At 46.6% G+C, this 19,202-nt stretch carries 17 protein-coding genes; 12 read left to right on the forward strand and 5 right to left on the reverse strand.

Annotation, left to right across the window (positions count from 1 at the left end):
- The first annotated feature begins 301 nt into the window (after positions 1–301).
- Together AC5YB3_RS07405 and AC5YB3_RS07410 are read left to right on the forward strand one after the other, a co-directional pair.
- Positions 302–1,747, forward strand: coding sequence for a cytochrome C biosynthesis protein (locus AC5YB3_RS07405; protein WP_411356856.1), 1,446 nt, complete (start codon positions 302–304; stop codon positions 1,745–1,747).
- A gap of 122 nt (positions 1,748–1,869) precedes the next feature.
- Positions 1,870–2,055, forward strand: a complete 186-nt coding sequence (locus AC5YB3_RS07410) for a hypothetical protein (protein WP_006080378.1) — start codon at positions 1,870–1,872, stop codon at positions 2,053–2,055.
- A gap of 86 nt (positions 2,056–2,141) precedes the next feature.
- On the opposite strand, the gene AC5YB3_RS07415 is transcribed toward AC5YB3_RS07410, so the two are convergent.
- The 3 genes from AC5YB3_RS07415 to AC5YB3_RS07425 are packed head-to-tail and all read right to left on the reverse strand — an operon-like array spanning position 2,142 to position 3,425.
- Complete coding sequence (locus AC5YB3_RS07415; protein WP_012090084.1) at positions 2,142–2,432, reverse strand: hypothetical protein; 291 nt, start codon at positions 2,430–2,432, stop codon at positions 2,142–2,144.
- Between the two features lie 31 nt (positions 2,433–2,463).
- Positions 2,464–3,009 carry a class I SAM-dependent methyltransferase gene (locus tag AC5YB3_RS07420; RefSeq protein ID WP_411356855.1) on the reverse strand — a complete coding sequence of 182 codons (546 nt, stop codon included), beginning with the start codon at positions 3,007–3,009 and terminating at the stop codon, positions 2,464–2,466.
- A gap of 5 nt (positions 3,010–3,014) precedes the next feature.
- On the reverse strand, positions 3,015–3,425 hold the full coding sequence (locus AC5YB3_RS07425; protein WP_006080374.1) for a hypothetical protein: 411 nt from the start codon (positions 3,423–3,425) through the stop codon (positions 3,015–3,017).
- A gap of 498 nt (positions 3,426–3,923) precedes the next feature.
- Here AC5YB3_RS07425 and fccA point away from each other — a divergent pair, with 498 nt between their 5' ends.
- The 3 genes from fccA (at position 3,924) to AC5YB3_RS07440 (ending at position 7,776) form a co-directional block, all read left to right on the forward strand.
- Positions 3,924–5,714 carry a fumarate reductase flavoprotein subunit FccA gene (fccA, locus tag AC5YB3_RS07430; RefSeq protein WP_259509530.1) on the forward strand — a complete coding sequence of 597 codons (1,791 nt, stop codon included), beginning with the start codon at positions 3,924–3,926 and terminating at the stop codon, positions 5,712–5,714.
- Positions 5,715–5,980: 266 nt separating this feature from the next.
- Entirely contained in the window at positions 5,981–6,970 is a 990-nt protein-coding gene (locus AC5YB3_RS07435) for a 2-hydroxyacid dehydrogenase (protein ID WP_063884133.1), read from the forward strand.
- A 68-nt stretch (positions 6,971–7,038) separates the two neighbouring features.
- Positions 7,039–7,776: a dienelactone hydrolase family protein gene (locus AC5YB3_RS07440; RefSeq protein WP_494526869.1), complete on the forward strand. Its 738-nt coding sequence runs from the start codon at positions 7,039–7,041 to the stop codon at positions 7,774–7,776.
- 218 nt (positions 7,777–7,994) lie between these two features.
- Here the strand turns inward: AC5YB3_RS07440 and AC5YB3_RS07445 are convergent, their stop codons facing one another.
- Positions 7,995–8,399 carry a DUF1801 domain-containing protein gene (locus AC5YB3_RS07445; RefSeq protein ID WP_220591020.1) on the reverse strand — a complete coding sequence of 135 codons (405 nt, stop codon included), beginning with the start codon at positions 8,397–8,399 and terminating at the stop codon, positions 7,995–7,997.
- Positions 8,400–8,640: 241 nt separating this feature from the next.
- On the opposite strand from AC5YB3_RS07445, the gene AC5YB3_RS07450 reads away from it, so the two are divergent.
- From AC5YB3_RS07450 to AC5YB3_RS07460, 3 genes are all read left to right on the forward strand, one after another.
- The gene (locus AC5YB3_RS07450) at positions 8,641–11,355 is read left to right on the forward strand and encodes a TonB-dependent receptor (protein WP_494526870.1); all 2,715 of its coding nucleotides are present in this window, start codon (positions 8,641–8,643) and stop codon (positions 11,353–11,355) included.
- Between the two features lie 137 nt (positions 11,356–11,492).
- Entirely contained in the window at positions 11,493–12,158 is a 666-nt protein-coding gene (locus AC5YB3_RS07455; RefSeq protein ID WP_494527172.1) for a peptidase, read from the forward strand.
- Positions 12,155–12,931 (forward strand): PepSY domain-containing protein, encoded by a 777-nt coding sequence (locus AC5YB3_RS07460; protein WP_494526871.1) that lies wholly within the window; start codon positions 12,155–12,157, stop codon positions 12,929–12,931. The genes AC5YB3_RS07455 and AC5YB3_RS07460 overlap by 4 nt, the downstream gene beginning before the upstream one ends.
- Before the next feature lie 228 nt (positions 12,932–13,159).
- Here the strand turns inward: AC5YB3_RS07460 and AC5YB3_RS07465 are convergent, their stop codons facing one another.
- Positions 13,160–13,705 carry a mechanosensitive ion channel family protein gene (locus AC5YB3_RS07465; protein ID WP_006080363.1) on the reverse strand — a complete coding sequence of 182 codons (546 nt, stop codon included), beginning with the start codon at positions 13,703–13,705 and terminating at the stop codon, positions 13,160–13,162.
- 106 nt (positions 13,706–13,811) lie between these two features.
- Between AC5YB3_RS07465 and AC5YB3_RS07470 the strand changes: the two genes are divergently transcribed.
- The 4 genes from AC5YB3_RS07470 (at position 13,812) to ahpF (ending at position 19,088) form a co-directional block, all read left to right on the forward strand.
- Positions 13,812–14,555 carry a spermidine synthase gene (locus tag AC5YB3_RS07470; RefSeq protein WP_037390879.1) on the forward strand — a complete coding sequence of 248 codons (744 nt, stop codon included), beginning with the start codon at positions 13,812–13,814 and terminating at the stop codon, positions 14,553–14,555.
- Between the two features lie 89 nt (positions 14,556–14,644).
- The gene (locus AC5YB3_RS07475) at positions 14,645–16,177 is read left to right on the forward strand and encodes a leucyl aminopeptidase (RefSeq protein ID WP_259569339.1); all 1,533 of its coding nucleotides are present in this window, start codon (positions 14,645–14,647) and stop codon (positions 16,175–16,177) included.
- A gap of 593 nt (positions 16,178–16,770) precedes the next feature.
- Positions 16,771–17,340 carry an alkyl hydroperoxide reductase subunit C gene (ahpC, locus tag AC5YB3_RS07480; protein WP_006080359.1) on the forward strand — a complete coding sequence of 190 codons (570 nt, stop codon included), beginning with the start codon at positions 16,771–16,773 and terminating at the stop codon, positions 17,338–17,340.
- A gap of 161 nt (positions 17,341–17,501) precedes the next feature.
- Positions 17,502–19,088, forward strand: a complete 1,587-nt coding sequence (gene ahpF, locus AC5YB3_RS07485) for an alkyl hydroperoxide reductase subunit F (protein WP_494526872.1) — start codon at positions 17,502–17,504, stop codon at positions 19,086–19,088.
- Positions 19,089–19,202: the final 114 nt, after the last annotated feature.

A 19,202-nucleotide genomic window follows, 5' to 3' on the forward strand; every position in this document is an offset into this window, starting at 1 on the left:
GTAAACCCAAGTTCGAGGCCCAGAATGTGACCCGCTAAAGCATGATGAGCCAAAGTGTGCACCGCACTATTTCTACCCTAATTCTACCCTAATTCTGCCCTAAATTTCTTTCTGCCCTAGAATTTCTGCCCTAGCTAAACGTTTACCAAAGATAAACTTGTTTCAGTTCCCAAAAAATTGTTATTCGCGAGTTAACTAACACTTCTTAATATCTAATTTAATCAAAATGATTGATTTAAGTAGAGTAAGAGTTAATCGAACCGTTTGACGATACTTAAACCCACTCTCAGTGGGAGGCGCTATGACAAAATATCTATCTAAAATCTCGCTGTTTTGCTCCCTATTATTCCTTTTTGCCTTTTCCATCCCGAGCTGGGCCGAAACAGCGCCAGCAAGCTCAGCGGATCAAACTTGGCATTATGTGAATGCTCAGGGTGAGCTCAAAATTAAACTGTATTTCTTCTGGTCCAAAACCTGCCCACATTGTGCAGAGGCCCATCCTTTTATTGATTCATTACCGCAAAAATACCCTTGGATTGAACTCGAATCCCATATGGTGTCAGCTCCAGGCGTGCAGGATATTTGGCAAACTATCGCCGCAAAAACTACGACAGAGGCGCGTTCTGTGCCCTATATGGCCAGCTGCGAAAAAGCCGTGGTGGGCTATTCGAGCGAAGCAGTCACCGGCGAGTTTCTCGTCAATCGACTGAAAAATTGCTATTTATCCCTTGGCGGTAAACTCAGCGAAGCGGACTTGCCCACCAAAGGCGTTGTCAGTACGAGCGCGAGTACAGAAACCGATGCGCCGCTATTTGGCACCTGCGGCACAGATACTGGCGAAGGCACCTGCGATGCCACCAGCTTGGGTGACGCTAGAAAAGCATCACCAGTGCAATCTGAAGTGCAGCCCGTTGAGTTACCTTTAGTGGGCGTAGTGACACCTGAGACTATGTCTTTGCCGCTGCTCACCTTAGTGCTCGCAGGCGTGGATGCCTTTAACCCCTGCGCTTTCTTCGTTTTACTGTTTTTATTGTCGATCATGGTTAATGCTAAGAGTCGCAGCCGCATGTTACTCGTCGGCGGGATTTTCGTGTTCTTCTCTGGCTTTATCTATTTCCTATTTATGACCGCATGGCTGAACATCTTCCAGCTGTTGGGCGCAGGCAGTGATGGCGGCATGATCATCTTAGCGGCGGGTTGTTTAGCCTTAATCGCTGGAGTCATCAACATCAAAGATTACTTCTTTACTAAGGGGGAAGTGACGCTGTCGATGTCGGCAGAAAACCGGACGAGCTTGATAAAGCGCATGGGTAAACTGTCAAATTCGAGTAGCTTAGGTGCCTTACTTATTGGATCGACCGTACTAGCAGTCCTCGCCAACGCCTATGAACTGCTCTGCACCGCGGGCTTCCCGATGATCTACACCAGCGTGCTCTCTATGCACAATCTGCCAGACATTGAACGCTATATGTATTTGGTTTTATATAACATTGTTTACGTGATCCCGCTGGCGATTATCGTTATCGTCTTCAGCGCGACCTTAGGTAAACGTAAACTGACTGAAAAAGAAGGCCAAGCCCTAAAACTCATGTCAGGTGTGATGATGTTGGGTATGGGTATCGCGCTGGTTATCGACCCTACCGCACTGCAAAATGTGGCGCTGGCACTGGGGTTGATCTTAGGCTCATTGGGGATTACAGCCATTATTGTCATCGGCCGCAAACTGTTCTCGGCCAAGGCTAAGTAATTGGCGAAACAATTGGCTAAATAATTGGTGAAATAATGGATGATTGGCAAATTTATGGCTAACGACTAAAGTTAACCTTGGGTTTGCCGATAAAGGGATCCAGCTTACAATCGAGGTTAGTTATGTCTATTTCACTGAACACCCAAGCTATCGCACCTAATCTAGAAAATGGTGCAGTTGGCGTTAAGGTTGCTCAATTAGCCAAAGAGCAGCAAAAAGCCGAAGGTAAAATCGCGGTAGATTTAATTGCAGCTGCGGCGCCAAAACCGGTAGGTAATGCAGGCCACAACATCAACACTACGGCCTAATTGTTAGCAATACAGCATTTAAAAAAGCGCCTCTGATTATCAGGGCGCTTTTTTTTTGTTATTTTTCTATAAAACGTCAGGCGAATTTAAGAAAAAGCGTTGCCATTCACATGCATAATTGTAAATGTCCACACCACGAACGCCAGTGGGATATGCACTAAGGCATAGAAAAACTGATCGAGTCGTCCCATTCCTTTTGCTAACCAAATCAAATACAAGTGTAATCCAATTACCAGCGGGAACAGGGCTAATAGCGGATACAGAGCGACAGGGCTGGCATCGGAAAACAGGCTATGACTTAATAAAGCCCAAGCCACCATGACAGCGGTCGTTAGCGGTGGTGTTGCAATGCGATATTGCTCTGGATAGGGAAACATCCTACGACCTCTTGAGTCTCAATCGGTAAACTTACGTTTTAGGTTTTCGCGCAATCAACTGTGCTTTATAACTGCTGTGAGTGGACTGCGGATCACATAATCGACCTTCAAAGTAATGTAAAGGTTGCCAGTTAGCAAACACTGATTTGAGTTCATTTTCAGTGAGTAAGAAATCGGGGTTACGTGGCCGCCCACTCTCAGCCTGTTGTGTGGTAAAGGTTTCATAGACGGTAAGGCCTGTAGTCTTAACCGCCTTGGCAATTTGCGGCAATAATGGCCGATGCAGATAATTGAATACTAACACTATGTCGTACTCTTCAATCGGTAGCGATGGCGCAGCCTCGGCTTCTAAATCCCATTGATATTTGCGGGCGTTCACATGCTCAATGTGCGACATGGCAGACAAATCTCTGTCGATAAATGTCACCTCAGCCCCTTGCGCTAAAAACCACAAGCCATTACGCCCAGAGCCGCAGGCAAGATCGAGCACTTTAAGTCCATCGAAGCGAGAAACAGGCCAAGCAAACTCAGTGATTAAGGCTGCGGGTGTCACGATTGGCGCATGGATTACAGACATTAGAATTAGCCCTTAATTTCTTTTTTCGAGTCGATTTGCCGACGATGCACAATAGAATAATGCCTCAGTCCAGCAGGACCATGGGACACAATCACGGACAAAAAGAGTATCACAATTAACAGCTCAGGCTTGAAATTAGCCAAGGGTACAAACAGACCAAGTAAGCCTACTTTTACTAAGGTTAACACACCCTTAAGCTGAATTAACCAACGCCAATCACGCACAATTTCCCACAACATTAATATGCTGCCCGTCGTCATGGCGAGATACCAATAATTCAGCCATTGCGTTTTATCTACACTTAATAAAATGCCACCGCCAACACCGACTATTCCTAAAATATGCAATGCCCTTAAACTGGTTTTACTCAAACGTTGAATCCAAAAACGTTTTTCTGATATGCCTTGTTTCTGCATTACATCCCCTTAAGAATCAACTACGTAACATTTAACTAAACTAATAATATAATTCTATACAATAAAGGCTGGATAAATAACATTATTTATAGAATACTCAAAAATAAATAATTGAAATTATTAATATGCAAAGTCACATTATAATATCTATAAAATACAAATAGATAAAATACCTCGCAAAACCCACAATCAATACCACTTTTATTTCATAAAGTTAAATCCAATCCATTCAACATGTTAACTCGCGCAAGTTATACCGCATTCAATCAGTGATTAGCTTCAACTTGATTCATATTTTCCGCACTATTGCACATTTTAAATATGTTATTTCCGTTGTAACAAAGGTTATGTGACCTGAACACATATATACCTCTTTAGATAGTGATAAATTTGCAAATGGAGAATGCTCTAACAGTGCGTGAATGACGTAAAAAATAAATATCACGCCACGATGAATAACCCTTATTAAGTAGATGAATGTACGGCGGAGGAACTACCATGTTCACAAGAAAGATTCAAAAAACAGCACTAGCCATGCTGATCTCTGGCGCAATGGCAGGAACTGCCTATGCTGCACCAGAAGTGCTAGCCGATTTTCACGGTGAAATGGGCAGTTGCGACAGCTGCCACGTCTCAGACAAAGGTGGCGTCAGTGATGACAACCTTAGCCATGAAAATGCCCAATGCGTTAGCTGCCACGGCGATTTAAAAGAACTGGCCGCCGCCGCACCTAAAGACAAAGTCTCACCCCATAAATCTCACTTGATTGGCGAAATTGCTTGTACGAGCTGCCATAAAGGTCATGAAAAATCAGTCGCCTATTGCGATGCTTGCCACAGCTTCGGCTTCGATATGCCTTACGGCGGTAAATGGGAACGTAAGTTTGTTCCTGTTGATGCAGACAAAGCAGCACAGGATAAAGCCATTGCTGCTGGCGTAAAAGAAACCACTGATGTGGTTGTTATCGGTTCAGGTGGTGCAGGCCTTGCTGCTGCCGTCTCTGCCCGTGATGCTGGCGCGAAAGTGATTCTGCTCGAAAAAGAACCTGTCCCAGGTGGTAACACTAAGTTGGCCGCTGGCGGTATGAACGCTGCCGAAACGAAGGCGCAAACTAAGTTAGGTATTGAAGATAAGAAACAAATCATGATCGACGACACCATGAAAGGTGGCCGTAACATTAACGATCCTGAATTAGTGAAAGTGCTTGCAAATAACTCATCTGACTCTATCGATTGGTTAACCTCTATGGGTGCCGACATGACTGACGTGGGCCGTATGGGTGGTGCAAGTGTTAACCGTAGTCACCGCCCAACCGGTGGTGCTGGCGTAGGTGCACACGTAGCGCAAGTACTGTGGGACAACGCAGTAAAACGTGGTACTGACATCCGCTTAAACAGCCGTGTTGTCCGTATTCTTGAAGATGCGAAAGGCAATGTGACTGGCGTACTCGTTAAAGGCGAATACACTGGCTACTACATAATCAAAGCCGATGCAGTGGTTATTGCTGCCGGTGGTTTTGCGAAAAACAACGACCGCGTAGCTAAATACGATCCTAAGTTAAAAGGCTTTAAAGCCACTAACCACCCAGGTGCAACCGGTGATGGCTTAGACGTAGCACAACAAGCTGGCGCAGCAACTCGCGATTTAGAGTTCATTCAAGCTCACCCAACTTACTCACCAGCAGGTGGCGTGATGATCACCGAAGCGGTACGTGGTAACGGTGCTATCGTGGTTAACCGTGAAGGTAACCGCTTTATGAACGAAATCACTACCCGTGATAAAGCGTCTGCCGCGATTCTGCAACAAAAAGGCGAAAGTGCTTATCTAGTGTTCGATGACTCAATCCGTAAGAGCTTAAAAGCGATTGAAGGTTATGTGCATCTGAACATTGTTAAAGAAGGCAAAACTGTCGAAGAGTTAGCAAAACAAATCGATGTGCCCGCCGCTGAACTGGCTAAAACCATCACGGCATACAACGGTTTCGTGAAATCAGGTAAGGATGCGCAATTTGAACGTCCAAACCTACCACGCGAATTAGCAGTTGCACCTTTCTACGCATTAGAAATCGCACCCGCTGTTCACCACACTATGGGTGGCGTTGTGATTGATACTAAAGCCGAAGTGAAGAGCGAAAAAACCGGTAAACCAATCCAAGGCTTATATGCCGCAGGTGAAGTGACTGGCGGTGTTCACGGTGCTAACCGTCTAGGCGGTAACGCAGTATCTGACATTGTGACCTACGGCCGTATCGCCGGTGCTGAAGCGGCTAAATTCGCTAAAGATCACTAGTCACAAACCGTATAAGGGTTAACGGACTAACCCTTGACTCTCAAAGCACGGTTTTAAATATGAGAGCCCTAGCTTGAATAACTCAAGCACTGCTAGTCAATCCATAAGCGAGTCATCAGGGCTCGCTTTTTTTATCAAGCGTTTTAGCTAATTGATGACAAAGCTCACTCTTTTAATAGTCAATTTTCTAAGGCTAAGGACAAAAAGCCCTAACTCACTTACACTCTTTGGCTGATAACTACATCAAAATCCGTTAGGTGACTGAAATGAGAATTGGATTCTTTAGCGCAAAACATTACGACATGCAGCATTTTAACCGCACAAATGCCGCGTTTGGTGCACAAATTGAGTATTTCGATTATCGCCTTTGCATGCAAACAGTGAAACTTGCTGAAGGGTTTGAAATCGTTTGTGCCTTCGTTAACGATTCACTCTGTGAAGAAGTCCTTGTCGAACTCGCTAAGGGTGGCACAAAAATTATCGCCATGCGCTGCGCTGGCTTTAACAACGTCGATTTAGTTGCCGCTAAACGCTTAGGCATGCAAGTCGTCAATGTGCCCGCTTATTCTCCTGAATCCGTGGCCGAACACACAGTCGCGCTGATGTTGACGCTGAATCGCAAAATCCACAAAGCCTACCAACGCACCCGCGATGCCAACTTCTCCCTCGAGGGGTTAGTCGGCTTTAACATGTTCGGCAAAACCGTCGGCGTAATTGGTACGGGTAAAATCGGCGTGGCCACCATTAAAGTCTTGCTCGGTTTTGGCTGTAAAGTCATCGCCTACGATCCCTTTATCAATCCAGCGGTTGTTGCGCTAGATGTTGAATATCAAGATCTCGATGCGATTTATGCCAACAGCGATATCATCAGCTTGCATTGCCCGCTCACGGCCGATAACCGCCATTTACTCAACCAAGCCAGCTTCGCCAAGATGAAACCCGGCGTCATGGTGATCAACACCAGTCGCGGTGGTTTACTCAATGCCTTTGATGCGATGGAAGCCTTAAAACTCGGCCAAATAGGTTCACTCGGACTCGATGTGTACGAAAACGAAAAAGGCTTATTCTTCGAAGACAAATCGAATGAGATCATTCAAGACGATGTATTCCGTCGATTATCTGCCTGCCATAACGTGATTTTTACCGGTCACCAAGCCTTCCTCACCGAAGAAGCCTTAGGCGCCATCGCCCAAACAACCTTGAGCAATGTAAAAGCGCTATGTGCAGGGGAACGCTCAGGTAACGAATTGTTTTAACTGACAGATAAAATCCTGACTGCTAAAGTGAGGCTTCAACGTTTGAAGCCTCACAGAGAGAACTAAATATGTTAGTCACTCAGGAAACTCAGGATATCTCCACGCCTTCAGGGCTAATGCGCACCTATATCTACCGCCCAGAAGCACAGGGGCAATTCCCAAGCATCATCTTTTATTCCGAGATATTTCAGCAAACGGCACCTATTGCGCGCACTGCGACAATTCTTGCTGGCCACGGTTTTGTCGTGTTTGTGCCGGAAGTGTTCCATGAACTCAATCCTTTAGGCACAGTGCTCGCCTACGATGAACCGGGTAAAGACAAAGGCAACGCCGATAAATTTGCGAAACCTTTAGAACACCACGACAGCGACACCCAAGCGCTCATCGACTTTGCCAATCAACAAGCCTACTGCAATGGCAAAGTGGGCAGCATGGGCGTGTGTATCGGCGGCCACTTAGCCTACCGCGCCGCACTCAACCCCGCTATTTTAGGTGCATTTTGTCTCTATCCGACTGACATTCACTCCAACACCCTGCCCTGCGCCTACGGCAATGGCTCTCTGAGCCGCAGCGGTGATATTCAAGGGGAATTAGTGTTAGTGTTTGGTAAGCAAGATCCCCATGTATCAGCGGAAGGCCGAGTGTTAATCCACCAGCAATTAATGGCGCTGAACCGTAACTTCACTTGGCTTGAAGTCAACGCCCAACACGCCTTTATGCGTGATGAAGGCGAACGCTACGATCCCGCACTCGCGCTGCAAATGTACCTGCAAGCGGTAGCGTTTTTTCACAGGGTGCTGCGATAATTAGCTTTGAAACGGCTTACCACAAAAAGTCAGCAATCTTTAATTACATCGTTAAACCTTTATTGTATCGCTCAAATAGTGTGGCGGGTTGTCCGAAAAGACTTAACTCGCCGCACTATTTACGTTTAATAAACCACTAAAACACGCTCACTGAAGCAAGCTAAAACCTTAATAAACATTATGGTTTTAGTGATTCATCATCTTTTTATTTAATGAAACTAAGCACCTAGTAAAGGTAGATGTTTGATACTTTTGTATTTCAACGATAATTCAATACATTGAGAAATTGCGGTTATTGGCAAGGGATCATGGATACTTAACACTATGGCTCGATTCCCTTCAAACTGCAGCGCATGGGAATGTAGCTCTCGAAATGTATCAACCAGCTTAGTTTTACAATTAAAGAATAGGCAGTATTGTTCGGGATATTTAGGCTTCCAATCAAATCTTACTGTGCTGCCATTTTTAACTGAATAACTCGGCTCGCCCCATTTTAAGCTTTCTTCCACCGCACCTAAATCCTGCGCTTCAGCAATCGCAAAAACCAAAGTTCGGATCCGTAATAGCAAGGGTGTTATATGCTCAGGATAGCGTTCAAACTTGTTCTGTACTTGCGCTTGCATGCTCTTATCCTCCCATTTACGCCATGCCGAATCATCATATCTGTAAAACAAAAAACACGCTGCGGGCCCACATGGTTGAACTTCCAAACCTTTAGTGAGCGGCGATTATATCAGCACTTTATTATAAACCGCGCATTAGGGGTGTGACACAGTGTCGCAGGTCGTTGAGTTTTTATTGAGATACCCACTTAATCCTATATAAAACATACCATTATTTAAACAGACCTTTCATAGGCTTATTATGACCCGCTCCGCAGTAATGACTTCAATGGCAATAACCCTAGCCAGCATGGCCACGTTTTCAGGGATAGCAGCCGAAGCCGAAACTGAAGCAATGTTGCCAGCATCTGCAATTAAACCTCAAGTATCGACTCCCACGGCTATCGAAAGAATAGCCATTACAGGGAGTCGAATTCAAAGGGAAGAGATGGCTTCCACCGCGCCTATGACCGTTTTTACCGCGCAAGATATCGAGAAAACCGGTGCCACCTCAGTTGAGGTATTGCTGCAAAGAATGACGGCCTCTGCGGGGTTTGCGGGTAATCAAACAAATGCCTATTGGACTGAAGGTGGCTATGGTTCAACCCAAGTTAATCTGCGTGGATTAGGGGTGAATCGCACACTCGTACTGCTCAATGGTCGACGTATGCTGAACAGTGGCTCTGGGGCAAACTCCTCCGTTGATCTTAATACTATTCCCATTAGCGTGGTTGAACGAATCGAGGTCTTAAAAGATGGCGCATCCGCCATTTATGGTGCCGACGCGGTTGCAGGCGTGGTCAATATTATCACTCGGCAACAAATCGAAGGGGTTGAGTTTCAAGCACGAACGGGCATAACCGAGCAAAATGATGGTGAACAGTACAAGCTCGACCTTGCCCTCGGTCATATAGGTGAGCGTGGCAGTGCATATGTGGCGATGAGTTACGATAAAACCCAAGCCGTCGATATGCTGAGTCGCGCACCTTGTCCGCTTGAGGAGGTTAATGGTGAGCTAGTGTGTGGCGGTAGCTCGGCGCTGCCGGGAGGCAGAGGCCATTTCATTGATACCAATGGTAATCCAATCGGCGATCCGTTAATGCTGTTGCCAACGGGAAGCGCCCCATACACAAGTAGCCATAAAGATAATACTTATCAGTATTTTAATGCGGTTCAACCTAACGAGCGAGTCAATCTGTTTGCCTACGGTGAATATGACTTAACGGCGAGCAGCCAAGTGTTTGCTGAGGCCATGTACACTCACCGTAGCTCACAATTACCCGCAACCCCGCAATCGGTGTCAGGAATAGTCATTCCTGCTTGGCATGAGTCAAATCCGACCGATGCAGACTTTCTGCTCCAGAGTCGCAGACTGGCTGAAGCGCCCCGACAATTTAATATTCAAGCGGATACTTGGCGCTTAGTGACAGGTTTTAGAGGGGATTTAGACAACGGTTGGCAATGGGATGCTGCGGTTAACTTCGGCAGTAACCGTGGTTCCTATGAAGTGACCAATGTCATTAATAAGGCTCGTCTTGCCGAGGCGACAGACTATAGCAGTTGTCATCTTGATCCCAATGTCCCCTGCGCAGACTTTTGGGGAGCAGGCTCACTCACACCTGAAATGCTGGACTATTTTCTGTTTAATATGCGTGATAGCGGCGGCAATGAGCAGTTTAGCCTAACAACGAATATCACGGGCGATCTATGGCAGTTACCCGCGGGCATGATGAGTTTTGCCGCAGGACTAGAACACAGAAACGAGAAAGGATGGAATAATCCTGACCCACTTAAAATCAGTGGTGAAGCAAACACTGCCCAGCAAGATCCGATTGATGGTCGTTATACTGCCGACGAAATCTATCTTGAAGCCTTGTTACCTATGTTAAGCGGCCTGCTCTTTGCCAAGTCGGTCGAATTAACTGCGGCGTTGCGATATTCCTATTTTGATACCTTCGGTGGCGATACCAATTATAAAATGGGGCTGCTGTGGGTCATCAATGACGCAGTGACGCTGCGGGCCACCCAATCAACGGCATTCAGAGTACCGAATATTCCTGAGTTGTTTGGCGGCATAGATCAAGGTTCCATGAATACCACAGATCCTTGTAGCGAGTGGACCAAGCTCGACCCTAGCTCGAATCGATACGCTAATTGTATGGCATCAAACGTGCCAACGAATTATAAACAAGAAGGCACAATATTAACCGACCGTGGTGGCAATGCTGAACTTGAACCAGAAGAAGCCAATACCTTTACAGCCGGTATTGTTTGGGATTTGGGGTTTATTGAAGGGCTCAATATCACGCTCGATTACTACAAAATTGAGATTGATAACGCCATTAACTCAGTCAATGGTTCGAGCAAATTAGCCGCCTGTTACGACAGCAAAGGGATGACACATCCTTTCTGTAGCGACGAGCACTTTGTGCGAGACGCAATGACAGGCAACATCACCTATTTACAAACACAACTGGGCAACGCCGCCAACGAAGTGGTTTCAGGTATTGATATGGCAATGTTTTACCAGAAAGAGATGGGCAGCGTTGTGACTAATACGACTTGGGAGCTGAGCTATTTAGATCAATACGATCTGCAAACCTACGCCGGCGCCCCCGTTGAATCTCGAGCAGGCACCATTGGTTATGATGGTAGCTATACCAAATGGCGCTCAAACCTCTATTTTGATGTCACTAATGACAATTGGCGCTTTAGCTACAACATTCAATATATCGGCGCGGCGGATGATCAATATGCCAATGCCGGAGAGATAGGCGACTCAGTTGATGCGATCACTTACCATAACGCACAGGTTCATTATCAAATGGACAACAATATTGCGTTCACAGCAGGTATCGATAATCTGTTCGACAAGCAAGCGCCATATCATCAAAGCTATACCGACGGTAATACCAACACTATGACGTACGACCTAATGGGACGTCGTTACTATGTCGGGATGAAATGGGCTCTGTAGTGCTTTGAGCTTAAGGGGCTGCCCCTCTTAAGCAAGCAGGCTAAATTAGTTATCAAAATAAAAGGTGAGTCATCAACTTGAAGCGGGTTAACACACTTAAACGAGTCTCATCGGCGCACTTTCTGCACAGATGGTTGATGCTATTGCTGGTACTGCCGATTGGGATCTGGTCAGTCACCGGCAGCTATTTCGTCTTAATGGATCTTGGGTTTATCCGTGGCGATCATATTAAAGAGCAAGACTCCCAGCATATCGATCCCAGCCAGATCCATTACCCAATGGCAGCGGTTTATGAACGTTTCCCCAAGGCTCAAGCAATCACGTTAACCTCAGTTACTGATAGCCTCTACTACCGGATTAAACTGAACGATAAGTCCATTCTCGTGAACGCAGATTCGGGTAAGTTATTGCCTTCAATAACGGAGAAACAAGCCCGAATGATAGCTTCAAACTATCAGCATCACGGGTCTTTAGCCGTCGAGGCTAAGCTTGTTAGTGCAACCCTGTTCACCGATATCGCCCCTGCAGAATTAGCGCCGCGATACTTGCCAGTTTGGAGAATGGATTTTAACGATAGCACTGCTACAAGCCTTTACCTATCAGCGACAACGGGAGAGTTAGTCACGCGTAGACATGACTATTGGCGTTTATTCGATCTCTTTTGGAAATGGCACATTATGGATTACGACGAAGGTGAAGCCATCGACAATCTTCTACTACTGAGCACGGCTCTAGTCTCTATTGTGGCTGTATTAGCTGGCTTCGTTTTACTTTGGCAGCGCAGAAGGAGGTATCTGAGATGATACCGAATCTTAAACTTAAGCCTAAGCCTCAAAGTAAACGCTTCAAACGCTGGGTCAAAATCGCTCACTATTGGCTCGGTGCCATAGTTAGCATTCAACTGCTACTTTGGCTGGTTACTGGGGTCTATTTCAATTTGACGCCCCATGATGAACTCAAGGGAATGGAGTACCAGCTGAGCCATCATCCTAAGCCGCAAAGGCAAGCGTTTGAGCCACAAAAGCTTGTAGATATAACTCCCTTGCTAGCTAAGCACACTCAAGTAGAAAGCCTGACATTAATGGCGCTCGCAGGTCAACCCGTATATTTACTCGATGCCAAGGTGCAGCGCTATGCACACCAGTGCCAGCAGCAAACCTTGATTGATGCTTATACAGGCAATGTCTTACTCATTGATAAACAAAGCGCACAACAACTGGCGCTTGAAAGTTACACCGGCCCAGGCAAGATTACCCAAGTTAAGCAAATCTCAGCCCCCATTAGCGAATGGCCAACCCAGTGCAATTCACTGTGGCAAATAGGTATGGATGATGAGCTGTCGACGCGGATTTACATCAATGCGGTTAATGGCGAATTAGTTGGCCATAAAAATGACCACACAGATATCGCCGACTTGATGTTTAAATTGCACTTTATGGATTACCTCAATCAAGGCAGCTTCAACAACCCCTTTAGCTGGCTGCTGGGCATACTGACCTTGTTGCTATCCCTATCTGGCCTGTATTGGGTTGTTGATAATCTTGTACTCAAGCGCTATCGATTAAGCCTGAGTTGAGTCTTATTTAGTTGTTAGTTAAGTGTTAGCTGGGAGCTAGTTGAGTGACTAGAACGGCAATAGCGATTTTATTCATCTCATCGTGCGCCGCTACAGGTTAGTCAGTTGCTATTTGTTCATCAATAGTACGTAAGCAAACACACCTAATGAGACGATAATAGGACTGAGAGCGCCCGCGAGCACTCAGCACAGCTCGATAATCAATACACAGCTGCGTCGTTATATGCACTACTCAGGATCAAACTTCTTCTTGCCTTCGAGTAACGCCTGACGTTCGGCTAAGGGAGTCTGATCGGCTAGCTTTAACACTGCCTTTTGCAGCATCAAGTTATTGGGATAAGTAATGGTATCGCCATTATCGCGATGGATCAGCACATGGAATAACGCGATTTCGATGATCACGCCGCTAATATCTTCATCCTTATCAACCACTCGAATACGCTCGCCGATACGGTAAGGAAACACGAAAAAGATCAGCACGCCTGCGGTTAAGTTACTCAATATCGACCACTGGGCGACTAATGCCACGCCCATTACAGCGAAGGCAGATGACACGAATAGCGACACATCTTGATAGCCCAGCCCAAGCGATACAGCCATCAGTGACAAGGTAATAAAAAACATCACATAGGAAATAAAACGGGTCACTAAACTGGTCCGCGCCACACTCACTTGCTTCATTTGCGCCAGTTTTCTCACCCAATGGGTTAAGGCGCGCTGTAAAAAGAGAAACACTGCAAGATAAATACAGGCAAGCAGGATTTGATTTGTCATAATAGCGGCTCAATTAACTAAAACTGTCTGAATTCTAACTTTTTTGCGCGAGCAGTTATAGCCTGTGCAAGCGAGCCAAACAGCTAAACCGAGTAATAAATCCAATATGGCCGACTCTACCCTCTTACATGAAACCCAAGACGCACTAGGCCCTATCCGCGTAATCGATTACGACGACTCACGGATCCTGTCCTTTGGGGATAACGACGAGCAGAGTAAAATACTCAAGGCTGCGCCCCACATTCCCCAGCACACTTATGTGCAAGCCATGTTGTTGGTTTTGCTGTTTTGTAAGCCCAAGAGCGCCATCGTATTAGGTTTAGGCGGCGGCTCGATTATCCATTCTCTGCGCAATTTCGACGCGGCAATAAAGTTAACGGCGGTGGAATTACGCCCCGCGGTGATTGAGTTAGCTAAGCGCTATTTTCAACTGCCGATAGGTAAAAAACTGAATCTTATCAATGATGATGCCATCGCCTTTTTGGCCGCAGGCGATCATAAAAAAGTCGATGTGATTTTTGCCGATATCTACACAGCCAAAGGCGTTGAAACGGGACAGCTTTCGCCAGTATTCCTTGAGCAATGCACTAACCTCATTAAACCCAACGGTTATTTAGTGCTGAACTGTTGGAAAGAGCATAGCCAAAATCGCGAATTATTAGCCGACTTACAACAGCACTTTGCCCATGTGAATGCTTGTCTCACTGGCGGCGGTAATTGGGTGATATTTGCAAGCCAATCGCCACAGCTTTTAGGCACGTCGGCCCTAAAAAGTCAGGCTCAATCTTTGTCGCAACAATTAGGTTTTGCCCTTGAGCGATCACTGACACGCTTTGGGCCTTGGATTTAATATTAATATCAGCAAAATAGCTTAAATTAGTTAACCCTAAGGCTGAGCTTTGATATTCTTCTCACACTCCTATGATATGAGCTGTCACCATGAAAAATAAGCACAAATTTATGTTAAGCGTTATGGCTCTGGCGTGCCTTAACTCTCTCAATGCTAACGCCGAGATTTTTAGTTTTGACACTCGTAGCTCACTGAATTCAGATACATTAGTGCTATTCCAAAGCGCTGATACTACTACCTATGGGATCGATTTTTTACCTCAGTCAACCCAAGACCAATTAAACCTAGCGACGGCAGATAACAGCTTTTCCGGTAAACAAGGTGAAATCCTCGAGATTTTAGTGCCCAGCGAAATCGATGCTAAGCGGGTCTTACTGGTCGGCATTGGCGATGCAAAAAACCTAACGCCCGGTGATATCAATACAATCGGCGGTAATGTTGCTGCCAAACTCGATACTGTTCCCCAAGCTACAGTACGCGTACTCACCCAAGGTTTAACGGCCGCGCCGTTATTTGCCTCAGAGCTGGCCCACGGTATTGAACTGCGCAGTTATCGCTACACTCAGTTCAAGGCGAGTACCCATGCCGAGAAGAACTACCAAATCGCCGTCGATGATTTAAGTGGCAACCAGAAACACCATAAAAACCTGCAAGCGGTTGAAGCTGGAGTGTTTTTAGCACGCGATCTCACCAATGCGCCCGCGGGCATTATGTATCCCGACAGCTTTGCCAATGAGGCGAGAAAACTCAAATCCCTCGGCGTTAAAGTCACAGTATTAGAAGCTAAAGATATCGAACGCCTACAACTGGGCGCCTTGGCGGCAGTAGGTAAAGGCAGCGAACGCCCACCTAAGTTAGTGGTCGCCCATTGGCCGGGCAGCAAAGATGCGCCAATCGCACTGGTCGGTAAAGGTATCACCTTCGACTCTGGCGGTTACAACATTAAGGCGACGGGCACTTCTATCGCACGGATGAAGTCAGACATGGCGGGCGCAGCCACTGTGCTTGGCACCATCAAAGCCATGGCACTCCAAAAGGCACCAGTCAACGTAGTCGCGATTATGCCGATGGCGGAGAACATGATCTCTGGCCACGCAATGATCCCAGGGGATGTGATTAAAACTGCCCAAGGGCTCACCGTTGAAGTGCTTAATACCGATGCCGAAGGTCGCTTAGTGCTGGCCGATGGCCTCTGGTATGCCAGAGAAAACTATAAGCCTTCCATCATAGTGGATGTCGCGACCTTAACGGGATCTAAAGTCGGCGCACTCGGCAGCGTATATGCGGGATTGTTTACCGACTCTGAGACCTTGGTTCAGCAGTTAACCTATGCGGGACAACAGGTTGGCGAGAAAGTATGGCGTCTACCCTTAGATCAAGCCTACGATGATGAGCTTAAATCCACTATCGCAGATCTGAAAAACACAGGTAAAGAAGGCAGCGCGGGCGCTTCCTCTGCGGCCATGTTCTTAAAACGCTTTGCGGGCGAACAGCCTTGGGCACATCTCGATATCGCGGGTAATGCCTTAACCGCCACCGATACCGCCGTTGTGCCTGCGGGCGCCACAGGTTACGGCGTGCGCTTGCTCAGCACTTGGTTAACTCAACCTAAAGCTAAGTAACCTGAGCTCGGGATAAGCAGAGCCGCTGAATAGGCATCTTTTCGGGCCTCTCTGCGTTGCTCTGTCTAACCATAGCTCGCTATGGCGTACGACAGAGCGCCTTGATATGCGCAAAAATCTGCGCATTCAGTCAGGAAATAGATTTTCTTTTCAAACTAATCATTTATAGCATTGATTTAGTTTTGTTAAATTTAGATTTTTCGACACTCGTTATCCCGAGTTCAGGTTAAGTAATCACAGCTCACTTGCCGAACACCTCGGCATTCGCAACGCGGCCTTGTTTTAATTGAATTTATATTTAAGGGATATCATTGATATCCCTTTTTTATGCCTGAGATTTAGCTCAATCTATCCACTGAAAAGTCATCGCATACAATCCAGATCCAATCCCAAGCACGCCAACCCGCAGCAACCGTGGAAAAACCGATTGAGTCCGACCGAATCGCATTAGAATTCGATTAAATCGATTAGGATAATAGTTTTTATCCGTTATCTTAATTTTAAGCGAGTCGGTAATATGCTTCACATCGACAGGACGTAAGCAAATGTCCTGTTATGAACTTAAGCAATCATCAACTAAATGGAAGCATAAAATGACTCAATCAATTATCAACAGCACAATCAAACCATTCAAAGCCACTGCGTATCACAATGGTGAGTTCGTTCCAGTAACGGAACAAGACCTGTTAGGTAAATGGTCAGTTGTATTCTTCTACCCTGCTGACTTCACCTTTGTTTGCCCAACTGAATTAGGCGACATGGCTGATTACTACGAGCAACTGAAAGGCATGGGAGTTGAAGTTTACTCAGTATCAACCGACACTCACTTCACTCACAAAGCTTGGCATGACACGTCAGACACCATCAAGAAGATCAACTTCCCAATGCTGGCTGACCCAACAGGCACTATCAGCCGTAACTTCGGCGTGATGATTGAAGAAGACGGTTTAGCACTGCGTGGTACTTTCGTGATTAACCCAGAAGGCCAAATCAAGGTCAGCGAAGTTCACGATTTAGGCATCGGCCGTAGCGCTCAAGAGCTAGTTCGTAAAATTCAAGCAGCTCAATATGTTGCAACTCACGATGGCGAAGTTTGTCCAGCTAAATGGCAACCAGGTGACGACACATTAGCACCGTCTTTAGACCTAGTTGGCAAAATCTAATTTAGCCCAAAGCGTCAACCCCGCCAGTCTAGCGTCCCAAGCTGATTGGCGTTACAGCCAACACAGTTGTAGCGCCACGCAGCAAAGGATTAAGCCCGCCCCTGCAAGGGCCTAGACTGGCCCCCTTATCTCTCCCTTTTACGCGATTTTGGAGTCATCACATGTTAGATGCGAATTTAAAAAATCAACTGCAAACCTATCTGCAAAACCTCAAGAGACCAGTTGAACTTGTCGTGTCTGCAGATGAGAGCAAAAAGTCTCAAGAATTAAAAAGTTTAGCGCAAGACATTGTCAGCCTATCTTCTCTGGTGAGCCTGAAAGAAACTCAGGGCGAACGCACCCCGGCGATGACAGTGATAAACCCACAACTTAATACGCAAATCAGCTTTGCTGGTCTGCCTATGGGTCACGAATTTACCTCACTTGTGTTGGCCTTACTGCACACGGGTGGACACCCAATCAAACTCAGCGATGACATTATCGAGCAGATCCGCAATCTGCCGGGCAAATATGTCTTTGAAACTTACGTCTCACTGACCTGCCAAAACTGCCCAGACGTAGTACAGGCACTGAACATGATGGCGGCGATTAACCCGAATATCACCAACGTGATGATCGACGGCGCCCTGTTCCAAGACGAAGTGGCGAGCCGTAACATTATGGCCGTGCCTTCTGTCTACTTAAATGGCGAAGTGTTTGCAGCCGGTCGTATCAGCATTGGCGAGATCCTCAATAAACTGGATACCAATGCCGCAAGCCGCAAAGCCGATGAAATTAATGAAAAAGCGCCATTTGAAGTCTTAGTGGTGGGCGGCGGCCCAGCGGGCGCAGCGGCAGCTATTTATGCCGCACGTAAAGGCCTTCGCACTGGTATTGTTGCCGATAAGTTTGGCGGCCAAGTGGCTGAAACCGTTGGTATCGAGAACTTTATTTCGGTCAAAGCGACCGAAGGTCCCAAGCTAGTGGCAAACCTTGAAGCCCATGTACGAGACTACGAAGTCGACATAATGGACAACCAAAAAGCCGTGTCGTTAGGCACAGATGGCTTGTTCGAGCTTGAACTGGCTAGCGGCGCTAAATTACGAAGCCGCACCGTATTGTTAGCCACAGGGGCACGCTGGCGTGAAATGAACGTCCCCGGCGAGAAAGAATACCGTGGTAAAGGTGTCGCATACTGCCCACATTGCGATGGCCCGTTATTTAAAGGCAAGCGTGTGGCGGTAATTGGCGGCGGTAACTCAGGTATCGAAGCGGCTATCGATCTCGCCAACATAGTAGAACATGTGACTGTGCTGGAGTTTGATAAAACCCTACGCGCCGACGATGTGCTACAACGTAAAGCAGCGTCTATGGGTAACATCAAGATTATTACCCAAGCCATGACCACAGAAGTGACTGGCGATGGTACTCGGGTTAATGGCCTGAACTACACAGACAGAGCAACAGGCGAGAGTCACCATGTCGCACTTGCAGGTATCTTCGTACAGATTGGGCTAGTGCCGAATACCGAGTGGCTAAAAGGTGTGGTTGAACTGACACCACGTGGGGAAATCGTTGTCGATGCCCGCGGTCAAACATCCATCCCTGGAGTATTTGCGGCAGGCGATGTCACTGACACGCCGTTCAAGCAAATTATCATTGCCATGGGCAGCGGCGCGAGTGCATCACTGGGCGCATTTGATTACTTAATTCGTCACAGCGATGAAGAAATCGCCGAGACGAAAACCACAGATACGAAAGCGGCCTAATCGTTAAAAATTAACCGCATAAGCTAAGAAGCCAGCGCACGCTGGCTTCTTGTTTTTAATAGGATTTATTTCGAGTCTGGTGAGTTTATCGAACGCTTTAAACTATGGTACAAA

The organism is Shewanella sp. 1311 (assembly GCF_059338235.1).

Coding starts and splice junctions, on each gene's coding strand:
- AC5YB3_RS07405 (WP_411356856.1), top strand. CDS start 302: ATGACAAAATATCTATCTAAAATCTCGCTGTTTTGCTCCCTATTATTC.
- AC5YB3_RS07410 (WP_006080378.1), top strand. CDS start 1,870: ATGTCTATTTCACTGAACACCCAAGCTATCGCACCTAATCTAGAAAAT.
- AC5YB3_RS07415 (WP_012090084.1), bottom strand. CDS start 2,432: ATGTTTCCCTATCCAGAGCAATATCGCATTGCAACACCACCGCTAACG.
- AC5YB3_RS07420 (WP_411356855.1), bottom strand. CDS start 3,009: ATGTCTGTAATCCATGCGCCAATCGTGACACCCGCAGCCTTAATCACT.
- AC5YB3_RS07425 (WP_006080374.1), bottom strand. CDS start 3,425: ATGCAGAAACAAGGCATATCAGAAAAACGTTTTTGGATTCAACGTTTG.
- fccA (WP_259509530.1), top strand. CDS start 3,924: ATGTTCACAAGAAAGATTCAAAAAACAGCACTAGCCATGCTGATCTCT.
- AC5YB3_RS07435 (WP_063884133.1), top strand. CDS start 5,981: ATGAGAATTGGATTCTTTAGCGCAAAACATTACGACATGCAGCATTTT.
- AC5YB3_RS07440 (WP_494526869.1), top strand. CDS start 7,039: ATGTTAGTCACTCAGGAAACTCAGGATATCTCCACGCCTTCAGGGCTA.
- AC5YB3_RS07445 (WP_220591020.1), bottom strand. CDS start 8,399: ATGCAAGCGCAAGTACAGAACAAGTTTGAACGCTATCCTGAGCATATA.
- AC5YB3_RS07450 (WP_494526870.1), top strand. CDS start 8,641: ATGACCCGCTCCGCAGTAATGACTTCAATGGCAATAACCCTAGCCAGC.
- AC5YB3_RS07455 (WP_494527172.1), top strand. CDS start 11,493: ATGCTATTGCTGGTACTGCCGATTGGGATCTGGTCAGTCACCGGCAGC.
- AC5YB3_RS07460 (WP_494526871.1), top strand. CDS start 12,155: ATGATACCGAATCTTAAACTTAAGCCTAAGCCTCAAAGTAAACGCTTC.
- AC5YB3_RS07465 (WP_006080363.1), bottom strand. CDS start 13,705: ATGACAAATCAAATCCTGCTTGCCTGTATTTATCTTGCAGTGTTTCTC.
- AC5YB3_RS07470 (WP_037390879.1), top strand. CDS start 13,812: ATGGCCGACTCTACCCTCTTACATGAAACCCAAGACGCACTAGGCCCT.
- AC5YB3_RS07475 (WP_259569339.1), top strand. CDS start 14,645: ATGAAAAATAAGCACAAATTTATGTTAAGCGTTATGGCTCTGGCGTGC.
- ahpC (WP_006080359.1), top strand. CDS start 16,771: ATGACTCAATCAATTATCAACAGCACAATCAAACCATTCAAAGCCACT.
- ahpF (WP_494526872.1), top strand. CDS start 17,502: ATGTTAGATGCGAATTTAAAAAATCAACTGCAAACCTATCTGCAAAAC.